The organism is Microbacterium sp. zg.Y909, from assembly GCF_024626565.1.
Genome location: NZ_JANJFJ010000120.1, coordinates 1 through 11,781 on the forward strand (window position 1 = coordinate 1; position 11,781 = coordinate 11,781).

The following is an 11,781-nucleotide window of genomic DNA, read 5'->3' on the forward strand; positions in this document are numbered from 1 at the left end:
GGCGAGCCCGGCGGGGTGCCGGCGCCGCGGCATCCGTCTCGTCGGACTTCGACGTGCGGCGTGCGCGGCGTGGCCACCCGACCACGCGGCCCTTGGAGAACCCGAGGAGGGCGGGGGTGAGCGTGACGGCGACCGCCACCGCGATGGCGACGGCGGCCGCGGCGGCGATGCCCATGACGGTGAGGAACGGGATGCCGGCGAACGAGAGCCCGACGAGTGCGATCAGCACCGTCATGCCGGCGAAGACCACGGCGGAGCCGGCGGTGCCGGTGGCGCGGGCGGCGGACTCCTCGGGCTCCACCCCGGCACGCACCTGGTCCTGGTGGCGCGCGACGATGAAGAGGGCGTAGTCGATGCCGACCGCGAGCCCGAGCATGATCGCCAGCATGGGGGCCGTCGACGAGATCAGGGTGAAGGCCGTCGCCGTGTAGATGAGGGCGATCGCCAGTCCCACCCCGATGAGGGCGCTCACCAGCGGGAACCAGGCCACGGCGAGGGAGCGGAACGTCACGATGAGGACGAACAGCGCGAGGAGCACGCCGACCGCCTCGATGATCGACAGCGTCGGAATGGACGTGCCGAACAGGTCCCCGCCGAGGGCGACCTGGGCCCCGGCGGGGAGTTCGTCGCGCACGTCTGCGGAGATGTTGCGGAGGGCCTGTGTCGTCTCCTCGCTGACGTCGATGGCCTGCCCGTCGAACTGCAGGCGCACGATCGCGGCGCGTTCATCGTCCGAGACGAGCCCCGAGACCATGTCGTCGAACGGGTCTGTGACGGCCAGCACGCCGTCGAGGTCGGTGAATGCGGCGACGGTGTCGGCGATGGCCGCGGTGTAGGGCTCCTCGGTCACGACGTCGCCGTCATCGGCGACGATGACGATCTGGGCGCTCGTGCCGCTCGCCTGCGGAAAAGTGCGCTCCAGCAGCTGGATGCCTTCCTGGGCTTCGGTGCCCGGGATCGAAAAGGCGTTGTCGGTGCCCTTCATGAAGGCCAGGGCGCCGCCTCCCGCGAGGCTCAGCAGCAGCACCCAGGCGACGAGAACGCGCCAGGGGTGACGGTACGACCAGCGGCCCAGGGAGAACAGGAGAGTGGACACGGCGTCCTTCGATCGACAGTCTTGGGGTGGATACAGAAATGTATCGGATACGTAGGTGTATCGTAATTCGCGCCGGCCCCGCCGGGCTGGGTGATTCATGTGAAGGAGGTGGCGCGATGGCGGATCCGCGCCCGCTCACGCGCAGTCGAGAGAACACCCGCGGCCGCCTGCTGGACGCCGCGCTGGAGGTGTTCGCGGAGGTCGGGCTCGATGGGGCCTCCGTCGAGAAGGTGTGCGAGCGCGCCGGCTTCACCCGGGGCGCCTTCTACTCGAACTTCGCCTCCAAGGGCGAGCTGTTCCTCGCCCTCATCGCGCGGGTCGCCGAGGTGAAGATCGAGGAGGCCGAGACGCGCGTGCGCGGCCTCGACGCCGACAGTGTCTCGACCGACCCGGCCGATCTACTGCGCCGCCTGGTCGGGCTGTCGGTGGGTCCCGGCATCGATCCCGCGCTCGGCAGCGAGATCCGCGCGCAGGCGCTGCGGGATCCCCAGATGGCGCAGGCGTACCTCGCCTGGCAGGACGGCATGATCGCCCGCATCTCGCAGATCGTCTCGCGGCTGGTCGACGCCTACGGCTTCCGTCTGCGGCTGCCCGCCGACGAGGTGGCGCGTCTGTTCGTCGCGATCGCCGACGACACCTCCGTGCGCGCCGCGCTGCAGGGCCTGAACGAGGAGCGCGCCGGCGAGCTGCTCAACGCCCGCGCCGAGCGACTGGCCGCAGCGCTCGTGGACCCGCCGGTCAGCTGACCGAATCCAGCACGGCGTAGCAGCGCGCGATCCGGTCGAGCCACCACGCCCGGCGGTCTGCCGACGCCGCGCGGGCGGCGAGTGCTGCGGCATCCGGCTGGATGCGGCCGACCGCAAGCGCCCCGCCCTGGGGCGCGAGCGCCGGGGCGGCGACATCGTCGACGAACAGCGCTGAGGTGCCGAGGCCGCAGTCGAAGTCCAATGTCGGCAGAGCGGCCGCCAGAGCGACCCCCATCGACAGGCCGATCGAGGTGTCGAGGGCACTGGAGACGACGGCGGGGAGCCCTGCCTCGGCGACGAGCTGCAGCGCGCGGTGGACGCCGCCCAGCGGCTGGGCCTTGACGACGAGGATGTCCGCGGCGCCCGCGCGGGCGACCGCCAGTGGGTCGGCGGCTTTGCGGACGCTCTCGTCCGCGGCCACCGGGATGTCCATGTACCGGATGCGGGCTCGCAGCTCGGCCATCTCCGGGATGCTCGCGCACGGCTGCTCGACGTACTCGAGGTCGAACTCGGCGAGGGCGTGCAGGGCGTGTTCGGCTTCGTCGACGTTCCAGGCGCCGTTGGCGTCGATGCGCACGCGTCCCTCGGGCCCCATCGCTGCGCGCACGGCGCGGACGCGGGCGACGTCGTCGGCGAGCACCTGGCCGCGCTCGGCCACCTTCACCTTGGCCGTGCGGCATCCGTCGAAGCGAGCGAGCACGTCGCCGACGCGGTCGGCTGCGACGGCGGGAACGGTGGCGTTGACGAGCACGCGGTCGCGCAGCGGCTGCGGCGCCTCGTTCCAGCCGAAGTCGATCGCGCCCGCCAGCCAGGCGGAGGCCTCCGCATCGTCGTACTCGAGGAAGGGGGAGAACTCCGTCCAGCCGGCAGGGCCGCGCAGCAGCATCGCCTCGCGCGTGTCCACGCCGCGGAACCGGGTGGAGAGGGGGAGGGACACGACGAGGGCGTCGCGGATCAGTTCGTCGAGCGGAGGGATCGATGGCACACCCCCATCCTGGCCCGCCGGCGCGCGGGCCGCGCGGGTCCCGCGCCGTGCATACCCGGCGCCGGTGCGTCCGATGGCCGGTCCGAACTCCTCAAGAACCGGGTGCCGGGTGCCCGCGGGGGCCGTATTGCCGCCGCCGCGCGCGTTTTTGAGGAGTGAGCGCAGCCGCGCCCCGCTGCACGGCCGCGCCACGGTGCAGGCCATCAATGTGCCATTGACGATAGTGTGCGTCGCACAGTACAGTGTGATCCATGAGCGAGACCGAAGCCCTCGACACCCACCTGCAGGAGTTGCGGCGCGGCACGACGGTGCTGGCGTGCCTGCGGCTGCTGCAGCAGCCCGGCTACGGCTACGGGCTGCTCGAGGAGCTCAGCCGGCGCGGCTTCGACACCGACGCCAACACCCTGTACCCCCTGCTGCGCCGCCTGGAGAAGCAGGGACACCTCACGAGCGAGTGGAACACCGACGAGGCCCGGCCCCGCAAGTTCTACCGCACGAGCGAGGCCGGGCAGCGCCTGGCCCGTGCCCTCACCGACGACTTCACCGCGATCGCCGACGCGATCGCCGGCCTCCCCGAGGAGAACTGAGATGCCCACCACCGCCACCCTCACCGACCGCTACGTCGAGACCGCCATGCGCTCGGTCCCGGAGAAGCAGCGCCCCGACCTCGGCGCCGAGCTGCGTGCGTCGATCGAGGACCAGATCGATGCGCGCGTCGCCGCGGGCGACCCTCAGGATGCCGCCGAGCGCACCGTGCTCACGGAGCTCGGCGACCCCGACGCGCTCGCCGCGGGATACATCGACCGTCCCCTCTGGCTCATCGGACCGCGCTACTACCTCACCTGGTGGCGCCTGACGAAGCTGCTGTGGGCGATCGTGCCGGCCTGCGTCGCGTTCGCCGTCGCCCTCGGCCAGGTGCTGGCGGGGGAGGGCATCGGCACCGTCATCGGCGCGGTCGTCCCCGCGGTGATCTCGGTCATCGTCAACATCGGCTTCTGGACGGCGCTGGTGTTCTTCATCATCGAGCGCTCCACCGGAGACAAGGATGCCGGCGTCGTCTCCGCGTGGACCCTCGACCGCCTCCCGGAGAAGAAGGAGCGCGGCGCCGGACTCAGCGACCTCGTGGCCTCCCTCGTCTTCCTCGCCCTCGCCGCCGGCGCCGTCATCTGGGACCAGCTGTTCGGGCTTGCCTACCTGGTCGAGGCCGGCGGCTGGCTACCGGCTCTGTCGCCGGCGCTCTGGCCGGGGTGGATCCTCGGACTCCTCGTCCTCATCGCGCTGGAAGCGGCGCTCGCCGTCACCGTCTATCTGCGGGGTCGCTGGACGCTGGCGACGGCGACCGTGAACGCCGCCCTCAATGTGCTGTTCGTGGTGCCGCTGCTGTGGCTGCTGACACGCCAGGAGCTGCTGAATCCGGGGCTGTTCCGCGGTCTCATCCCCGCAGACTCGGCCGAGACGGTGGAGACCGTCGTGGTGACGCTGATCGGCTTCGGCGCTGTCGCGGCCGCAGCCTGGGACACGCTCGACGGCTACCTCAAGGCCCGGCGCGTCCGCTGACACCGGACGCCGGAAGAAAGGCACGGACATGGAACCGCTCACCGCCGGCGACTACACCAGCCGCTACATCGCGGCCGCCACGCGCCCCCTGCCGGTGCGCGAGCGTGCCGACCACGCCGCCGAGCTGCGCGCGTCGATCCGCGACCAGATCGACGGTCGCATCGAGCAGGGGGAGGATGCCGCCGCCGCCGAGATCGCGGTGCTCACGGACCTCGGCGACCCGGCCGTCCTCGCCGCCGACTACGCCGACCGGCCGCTGCACCTCCTCGGCCCTCGCTGGTACCCGACATGGCGGCGCGTGCTGCGGATCGTGCTGTGGAGCGCGCTGCCGCCCGTCGCATTCGCCGTCGCCCTGGCGATGGCCCTCGAGGACCGGGCGTTCTGGGGGATCGTGGGACCGACGATCGGCGTGACCCTCGCCGTCGGCGCAGGCATCTTCACGGGCATGACGCTCGTCTACGCCGCTCTCGAACGCGCGGGGGAGCAGGCGGAGCCGTGGAACGTCGAGCAGCTGCCGGGCGGCGATGTCGACCAGGCGCTGCCCGTCGGCCGCGGCGAGTGGATCGCGTGGATCATCGCGGTGGGCTTCGCGATCGCCGGGATCGTCTTCCTCGCCGTCCCGTGGGACATCGACGGCGCCGGGCGCCTGTCCGTGCTCGATCCGGCGCTCTGGCCGTGGAACCTCGTCGTCGGAGTGCTGCTGGTCCTCGCCGGCGCCTTCGTGACGCTGCGAGCGCGGATCGCCCGGCGGTGGGGGATGGGCAGTGCGATCGCCAGCGCCCTGCTCGCGCTCGCGTGGACGGTGCCGGTCGTGGTGCTCGCGCTCACCGGTGACCTGTTCGATCCCGCGTTCGTGGCGTACATCGACATCGACGCAGACGCGCGCACGGTCGTCACGGTGTGCGTCGTCGCCGGTGCGATCACGATCGCGGGGACAAGCATCGTCGCCGCCCTGCGGCGTGCGCGCCGCGCGCGCTGAGATCGATCGGGTGGATGCCGACCCTCGCGGCATCCCACCCGCTCTAGGCTGAGCCGCATGCCTCTTCTCGACACGCCGGTACGTCTCGGCATCCAGCTGCAGCCCCAGCACGCCCTGTACCCCGCCTTCCGCGAGGCTGTGATGCGGCTGGAGGAGATGGGGGTGGACATCCTGTTCAACTGGGACCACTTCTTCCCGCTCTCGGGTGACCCGGACGGACTGCACTTCGAGGGGTGGACGATGCTGGCCGCCTGGGCCGAGCAGACGGAGCGCGTCGAGTTCGGGGCGCTGGTCAACTGCAACAGCTACCGCAACCCCGACCTGCAGGCCGACATGGCCCGCACGATCGACCACATCTCGGCCAAGGGCGGGACGGGCCGGTTCATCTTCGGCACCGGCGCCGGTTGGTTCGAGCGGGACTACGACGAGTACGGCTACGAGTTCGGCACTCCGGGCTCGCGCCTGCGCGACCTCGAGCAGGGGCTCGCGCGCATCGAGAAGCGGTGGGAGAAGCTCAACCCGGCGCCGACCCGGCGCATCCCGGTGATGATCGGAGGCCAGGGCGAGCAGAAGACGCTGCGCCTGGTCGCCCGTCACGCCGACATCTGGCACAGCTTCGTGGGACCCGACAACCTGCCCCACAAGCTCTCGGTGATCGAGAAGTGGGCCGAGGTCGAACAGCGCCCGACGGATGGGCTGATCATCTCGAACGAGCTCAAGGACCGCGACGCGGACGTCGCCGACGCCCTCTACGACAGCGGTGTGCGCCTGTACACGCTCGGCTTCCAAGGGCCGGACTGGGACTACGCGCTCGTCGAGCGGTGGCTGCGCTGGCGCGACGGCAAGAACGCCTGACGCTCGCGGCACCCCACGGCGCCCGGGAATAGGCTGGAGCCATGGTTTCCGACCTCTTCGACCCTGCCGAGTGGGTGCTCGCGCCCGGCGCCGATGCCTACACCGACATCACCGCGCACGTCTCCACAGACGGCCGCATCGCGCGCATCGCGTTCGATCGGCCCGAGGTGCGCAACGCCTTCCGCCCGCACACGGTCGACGAACTCTACCGGGCGCTCGACATCGCGCGGCAGGACTCGCGCATCGGCGTGGTGCTGCTCACCGGCAACGGCCCCAGCGCCAAGGACGGCGGCTGGGCGTTCTGCTCCGGCGGCGACCAGCGCATCCGGGGTCGCGACGGCTACAAGTACGAGGGCGACCAGGCGCAGGTCCCCGACCCGGCGCGCTCCGGGCGCCTGCACATCCTGGAGGTGCAGCGACTCATCCGCTTCATGCCGAAGGTCGTCATCGCCGTGATCCCGGGGTGGGCTGCCGGCGGTGGCCACTCGCTGCACGTCGTGTGCGACCTGTCGATCGCGTCCCGCGAGCACGGGCGGTTCAAGCAGACCGATGCCGACGTGGGCTCGTTCGACGCCGGCTACGGCTCGGCGTACATGGCACGCCAGGTGGGACAGAAGATCGCGCGCGAGGTCTTCTTCCTCGCCGAGGAGTACTCCGCCGACCGCGCGTACGAGATGGGGGCGGTGAACCGGGTGGTGCCGCACGCCGAGCTCGAGCGCGAGGCGATCGCGATGGCGCGCACGATCCTCACGAAGTCCCCGACGGCGATCCGCATGCTGAAGTTCGCGTTCAACGCCGTCGACGATGGCTTGGTCGGCCAGCAGGTGTTCGCGGGCGAGGCGACACGGCTCGCCTACGGCACCGACGAGGCGGTCGAGGGCCGCGACTCGTTCCTCGAGAAGCGCGACCCCGACTGGTCGCCGTATCCCTGGCACTACTGAGGCGACGGTGGAACTGCAGGCGGTGGACGGCGCCGACCCGCGCGACGTGATGCGGGCGCTGCGGGCCGCCATCCACGGCGCAGGTCCCGCGCTGGGGCTCGGCATGGTCGAACCCGCCCCGCGCGCCGTGCCCGCCGGCACCGCGGTGGTCGTCACCACCTCGGGCTCCACCGGCATCCCGAAGTCCGTCGTGCTCAGCCGCGGCGCCCTGACCTCGGGAGCCCTCGCCACAGCGGAGCGCATCGGCGAGGGCGCGTGGCTGCTGGCGCTGCCGGCGTCGTACGTCGCGGGGCTGCAGGTGCTCGTGCGGGCCATCGTCTCGGACCGCGAGCCCGCCCTGCTTTCGGGGGCGTTCACGCCGCAGGCCTTCGCCGCCGCCTCGCTCATGATGACCTCCACCCGCAACGGCGAGCGGGTGCCCACCTTCACGTCGCTCGTGCCCGCTCAGCTGCAGAAGCTGCTGGATGCCGCGGAGCACGACACCGTGGTGGCGTCGGCACTGCGCTCGTACGAGGCCATCCTCGTGGGCGGTCAGGCGCTGCCCGCCGCGGTGCTCGAGCGCGCCCAGTCGGCCGGGGCCCGGATCGTGCGCACCTACGGCTCCACCGAGACCAGCGGCGGGTGCGTCTACGACGGCGTGCCTCTGGACGGCGTGGCGCTACGCATCGTCGACGGCGAGGTGCAGGTGGCAGGCCCCACGCTCGCCGACGGCTACCTCGACGACCCTGAGCGAACCGCCGCCACCTTCCCCGTGGATGACGACGGCACCCGCTGGTATCGCACCGGCGACGCCGGCGTGCTGACCGACGGCGTGCTGCAGGTGCGCGGGCGCCTGGACAACGTGATCGTCTCGGGCGGCATCAACGTGTCGCTGGACCGCGTCGAACAGATCGTGCGGGGGATCCCGGGGTTCGCCGGCGCCGTGGTCGTCGGCGTTCCCGACGAGCGGTGGGGCGAGGCTTCGGTCATCGTCTGCCCGCGCGGCGACGTGCTGCGTCGCAGCGACGCCGATCACCTGGTCTCGGCGCGCGATGCGGTGGCGGCGGAGATCGGCGCGCACGCACGGCCGGCTCGGCTGGTGCTCGTGGACGAGCTGTCGACGCTTCCGAGCGGCAAGCCCGACCGTGAGGCGATTCGCCGGGCCGTCGTCGACGATGCGCCGCCCCCGGGCGAGGCACCAGGCCGACGCGGCCTAAACTGACTGCTCGTGGCAGCACCCTCGCGTAAGAAGCGTTCATCGTCGGCAGCAGGCCGAAAGGCTCGCGGCAACCCGCAGAAGCCCAAGGCCTCGGGCTCGCCGGTCGTCCCCTCCCGCGCCACGGTCGGCGACTGGATCGGCGCCGCGCGACTGCGCACCCTGCCGCTGGCCGTCTCCCCGGTGCTGATCGGCACCGGCGCCGCCCTCGTGGTCGACCGCGAGCTGCACTGGGTGATCGCGCTGGCCTGCCTCGTCGTGGCGGTGTCGCTGCAGATCGGCGTCAACTACGCCAACGACTACAGCGACGGCATCCGCGGCACCGACGACCACCGGGTGGGCCCCGCCCGCCTCACCGCCGCGCGCAAGGCCCGGCCGCGCACGGTGCTGACCGTCGCGCTGGCGTTCTTCGCCCTCGCCGCGCTCGCGGGCCTGGCCATCGTCATCCGCACCCAGGAGTGGTGGATGCTGGCAGCCGGCGCCGCCTGCATCGTCGCGGCCTGGTTCTACACCGGCGGCAAGAGGCCCTACGGATACGCGGGACTGGGGGAGCTCTTCGTCTTCGTCTTCTTCGGCCTGGTGGCCACCGCCGGCACGGCCTACGCGCAGGTGGGCGTGGTGCCGCAGGAGGCGTGGTTCGGCGCAGTGGCAGCGGGACTGCTGGCCTGCGCGGTGCTGCTGGCGAACAACCTGCGCGACATCGACCAGGATCGCGCGGCCGGCAAGCGCACCCTGACGGTGCGGATCGGCAAGCGCGCCACTCAGGCGCTTTTCACGCTGTTCCTGCTGGTGCCGTTCGGCATCTCGGCGTACCTCGCGCTGTTCTTCCCCATCGCGTGGCTGACGCTGCTGGCGCTGATTCCGGCGGCCGCGGCGATCCTCATCGTCTGGACGTACCGCGCGCCGCGCGAGCTCGTGGTGGCGCTGGGGGTGACGTCCCTGACGTCGCTGGTCTACGGGGCGCTGCTGCTCTGGGCGTTCGCCGCCTAGTCAGCGCGGCCCCAGTCAGCGCGGCCCCAGTCAGCGCGGCCGGAGTCAGCGCAGCGGTGCGTCGTCGCCGAGGGAGCCGGCTGCGGCATCCTCCGCGTCGGCATCCTGCTGCTCGGTCGTGCGCCGCTGCCGCCGCGCGGCCAGGTCGGATGTGACCTCGTCCAGCGGGGCCCGCAGGAACAGCAGCGACAGGCTGAGCCCGATGAGGGCCGCGAAGATCGCCGACAGCCAGTAGTACTCCCGCATGATCGGGAAGAGCATCATCACGCCCAGCGGAACCAGGAACGCCAGCAGACGCAGCACCGAGTAGACGATCGCGGAGCGTGCTTTCACGATTCCATCCTACGGTCCGCTGAGTGTCCGCTTCGGTTCGGTCACGGTCGGCGCTTGCCCAGGTGAGCACGCCTAGGATGAGAGTGTGGCGCGTATCCTGCTCATCGTTGCGCTGCTGTTGGCCGTCTTCTGGGTCTACAGCATCGTCGACTGTGCCGTGCAAGACCCGCGCCGCCACCGCGGCGTGAGCAAGCCCATGTGGCTGCTGATCACGATCGCGCTGCCGGTTCTCGGCGGCATCCTCTGGTTCGCCGTCGGCCGCACCAAGCGCGCCGACATCCCGCGCCCGAAGGCGCCGGACGACGACCCCGAGTTCCTCGGGCGCATCGGCGACATCCGCGACACGGACGAGCGCATCCGCCGCATCGAAGAGGAGCTCAAGGCCCTCGACGCCGATGACGACGACCCGCGCTGGAACAACCCGCCGCAGCCTCCCCAGCCCCCGCGCCCGTCCGACGCATGACCACGGCGGAGCAGGCTCCGGCGACGGATGCCGCCTCGGCGCTGCTGGGCCGGCTCGTCGAGCGCGGCGTGCGCGATTTCGTGCTGAGCCCGGGATCCCGGTCGCAGGCCCTTGCGCTGGTGGCCGCTGAGCTCGAGACGCGCGGCCTCGTTCGCCTGCACGTGCGCATAGACGAGCGGGTCGCCGGGTTCACGGCGCTGGGCCTGGCCCGTGAGTCGGGGGTGCCCGCCGCCGTCATCTGCACGTCGGGAACCGCCGCCGCCAATCTGCTGCCGGCGGCGCTGGAGGCCCACCATGCGGGCGTGCCCCTGCTGCTGCTGACCGCGGACCGGCCGCCCGAGCTGCGTGGGGTCGGCGCCAACCAGACCACCCGTCAGCCCGGCATGTTCGCCGTGAGCGCGCGGCGCGAGTACGACCTGCCCGTGCCCGATGAGATCGACCGCGACGGCGACGCGGACCAGACCGACATGCTGCGGGACGTCGCCGACGATGCGTACGCCGCGAGCCTCGGGTGGGGGAGCCTTCCGAGCGGTCCGGTACACCTGAACGTGCCCTGCCGCGAGCCGCTGGGGGGCGTGCTGCCCACCTGGCTGCTGGGCGATGCTGCACCGGCCGGGGACGCGGGCGACGGCGCTGCTGCGGATGGGGGCGACGCAGCCGACGAGCGTCACGCCGAGGATGACGGCGAGGTGTCGGGCGCGCTCTACCAGGGTGGTGGCGGCATCGGTCTGTCCGACCTCCCCGCTGGCGGAGACGAAGAGCCGGTGACACTTCACCAGGGACCACGCACGGTAGTCGTGGCCGGAGCGGATGCCGGTGTGGCAGCAGAGGACCTCGCCCACCGCGGGTCGTGGCCGCTCATCGCCGAGATCGTCAGCGGCGCCCGGTTCGGTCGCAACCTCGTCCACGGGTACCGCGCGCTGCTGCGCGAGCCGGCGCTCGGTGGACGCGTGCAGCGCGCCGTGGTCTTCGGCCACCCCACGCTCAGCCGCGAGGTCGTCGCCCTCCTGTCGCGGTCCGACGTCGAGGTCATCGCGGTCCGCGGGCCGGGGGAGCCGCTGAACCTCAACGGCGCGACGACGGCGGTCGGCGGCGTCGACGTCGCTCCCGGCGACGCGGACCGCGAATGGCTGGGGGAGTGGATGCTGGCCTCTCGAGCGGCAGCGGTCGATCTCGCTCCCGCCGCGCCCGACGCGGACGGGCTGGCGTCGGCGGAACCGGCGCAGCGCCTCGGCGCGATCGCCGCCGAGCTGCAGGCCATTCGCGCGCCGCTGGACCGGGAGGCCCTCGTCGACGCCGTGTGGCGGGCGACGTGGCCGCACGATCGGCTGATGTTCGGGTCGTCTCGCCTGGTGCGCGTGGCCGATGCCGTGCTGCCGGGCAAGAAGGTGACCGTCCACGCCAACCGGGGACTCGCCGGCATCGACGGCACGGTCGCCACGGCGACGGGCATCGCGCTGGCCTCGCAGGCCGGCGGCGCTCCCGGCGTCACGAGACTGCTGCTGGGTGACCTCGCCTTCCTCCACGATGTGGGCGCGCTGCTGCTGCCCCCGCACGAGCACGAGCCGCGCATTCAGGTGATCGTCGGCAACGACGGCGGCGGCACGATCTTCGACGGTCTCGAGGTCGCGGCTGTGGCGG

Annotated in this window: 13 protein-coding genes; 10 read left to right on the plus strand and 3 right to left on the minus strand. The window is 72.1% G+C overall.

From position 1 onward, the window contains the following. A partial coding sequence (locus tag NQ160_RS10565; protein WP_257515202.1) for an MMPL family transporter occupies nucleotides 1–1,096 on the minus strand: 1,096 nt, incomplete at its 3' end. Nucleotides 1,097–1,212: 116 nt separating this feature from the next. Between NQ160_RS10565 and NQ160_RS10570 the strand changes: the two genes are divergently transcribed. Next, entirely contained in the window at nucleotides 1,213–1,842 is a 630-nt protein-coding gene (locus NQ160_RS10570; protein WP_257515203.1) for a TetR/AcrR family transcriptional regulator, read from the plus strand. Here NQ160_RS10570 and NQ160_RS10575 read toward each other — a convergent pair. Continuing rightward, entirely contained in the window at nucleotides 1,835–2,827 is a 993-nt protein-coding gene (locus tag NQ160_RS10575; protein WP_257515204.1) for an o-succinylbenzoate synthase, read from the minus strand. The two genes, NQ160_RS10570 and NQ160_RS10575, sit on opposite strands and share 8 nt — an antisense overlap. Before the next feature lie 251 nt (nucleotides 2,828–3,078). On the opposite strand from NQ160_RS10575, the gene NQ160_RS10580 reads away from it, so the two are divergent. From NQ160_RS10580 to NQ160_RS10610, 7 genes are read left to right on the plus strand one after another with little or no spacing between them, the layout of a single operon-like run. Beyond that, nucleotides 3,079–3,414 (plus strand): PadR family transcriptional regulator, encoded by a 336-nt coding sequence (locus tag NQ160_RS10580; protein ID WP_257515205.1) that lies wholly within the window; start codon nucleotides 3,079–3,081, stop codon nucleotides 3,412–3,414. Between the two features lies 1 nt (nucleotide 3,415). Beyond that, nucleotides 3,416–4,384, plus strand: coding sequence for a permease prefix domain 1-containing protein (locus NQ160_RS10585; protein ID WP_257515206.1), 969 nt, complete (start codon nucleotides 3,416–3,418; stop codon nucleotides 4,382–4,384). 28 nt (nucleotides 4,385–4,412) lie between these two features. Continuing rightward, nucleotides 4,413–5,363: a hypothetical protein gene (locus NQ160_RS10590; RefSeq protein WP_257515207.1), complete on the plus strand. Its 951-nt coding sequence runs from the start codon at nucleotides 4,413–4,415 to the stop codon at nucleotides 5,361–5,363. A 57-nt stretch (nucleotides 5,364–5,420) separates the two neighbouring features. Further along, a complete protein-coding gene (locus NQ160_RS10595) occupies nucleotides 5,421–6,218 on the plus strand; it encodes an LLM class F420-dependent oxidoreductase (protein ID WP_257515208.1) in 798 nt (265 codons plus the stop codon). Nucleotides 6,219–6,259: 41 nt separating this feature from the next. Continuing rightward, nucleotides 6,260–7,159, plus strand: a complete 900-nt coding sequence (locus NQ160_RS10600) for a 1,4-dihydroxy-2-naphthoyl-CoA synthase (RefSeq protein WP_257515209.1) — start codon at nucleotides 6,260–6,262, stop codon at nucleotides 7,157–7,159. A 7-nt stretch (nucleotides 7,160–7,166) separates the two neighbouring features. Next, nucleotides 7,167–8,360, plus strand: a complete 1,194-nt coding sequence (locus NQ160_RS10605; RefSeq protein ID WP_257515210.1) for an AMP-binding protein — start codon at nucleotides 7,167–7,169, stop codon at nucleotides 8,358–8,360. A gap of 6 nt (nucleotides 8,361–8,366) precedes the next feature. Then, complete coding sequence (locus tag NQ160_RS10610) at nucleotides 8,367–9,344, plus strand: 1,4-dihydroxy-2-naphthoate polyprenyltransferase (RefSeq protein ID WP_257515211.1); 978 nt, start codon at nucleotides 8,367–8,369, stop codon at nucleotides 9,342–9,344. Between the two features lie 45 nt (nucleotides 9,345–9,389). On the opposite strand, the gene NQ160_RS10615 is transcribed toward NQ160_RS10610, so the two are convergent. Beyond that, complete coding sequence (locus NQ160_RS10615; protein ID WP_257515212.1) at nucleotides 9,390–9,677, minus strand: DUF4229 domain-containing protein; 288 nt, start codon at nucleotides 9,675–9,677, stop codon at nucleotides 9,390–9,392. An 85-nt stretch (nucleotides 9,678–9,762) separates the two neighbouring features. Between NQ160_RS10615 and NQ160_RS10620 the strand changes: the two genes are divergently transcribed. Both NQ160_RS10620 and menD read left to right on the plus strand, forming a co-directional pair. Next, the gene (locus NQ160_RS10620) at nucleotides 9,763–10,140 is read left to right on the plus strand and encodes a PLD nuclease N-terminal domain-containing protein (protein WP_257515213.1); all 378 of its coding nucleotides are present in this window, start codon (nucleotides 9,763–9,765) and stop codon (nucleotides 10,138–10,140) included. Next, a partial coding sequence (gene menD / locus NQ160_RS10625) for a 2-succinyl-5-enolpyruvyl-6-hydroxy-3-cyclohexene-1-carboxylic-acid synthase (protein ID WP_257515214.1) occupies nucleotides 10,137–11,781 on the plus strand: 1,645 nt, incomplete at its 3' end. The genes NQ160_RS10620 and menD, both read left to right, overlap by 4 nt.

Excerpts from the sequence above, each read along its gene's own strand:
- NQ160_RS10580 (WP_257515205.1), top strand. The coding sequence starts at position 3,079 with ATGAGCGAGACCGAAGCCCTCGACACCCACCTGCAGGAGTTGCGGCGC.
- NQ160_RS10570 (WP_257515203.1), top strand. The coding sequence starts at position 1,213 with ATGGCGGATCCGCGCCCGCTCACGCGCAGTCGAGAGAACACCCGCGGC.
- NQ160_RS10600 (WP_257515209.1), top strand. The coding sequence starts at position 6,260 with ATGGTTTCCGACCTCTTCGACCCTGCCGAGTGGGTGCTCGCGCCCGGC.
- NQ160_RS10595 (WP_257515208.1), top strand. The coding sequence starts at position 5,421 with ATGCCTCTTCTCGACACGCCGGTACGTCTCGGCATCCAGCTGCAGCCC.
- NQ160_RS10590 (WP_257515207.1), top strand. The coding sequence starts at position 4,413 with ATGGAACCGCTCACCGCCGGCGACTACACCAGCCGCTACATCGCGGCC.
- NQ160_RS10585 (WP_257515206.1), top strand. The coding sequence starts at position 3,416 with ATGCCCACCACCGCCACCCTCACCGACCGCTACGTCGAGACCGCCATG.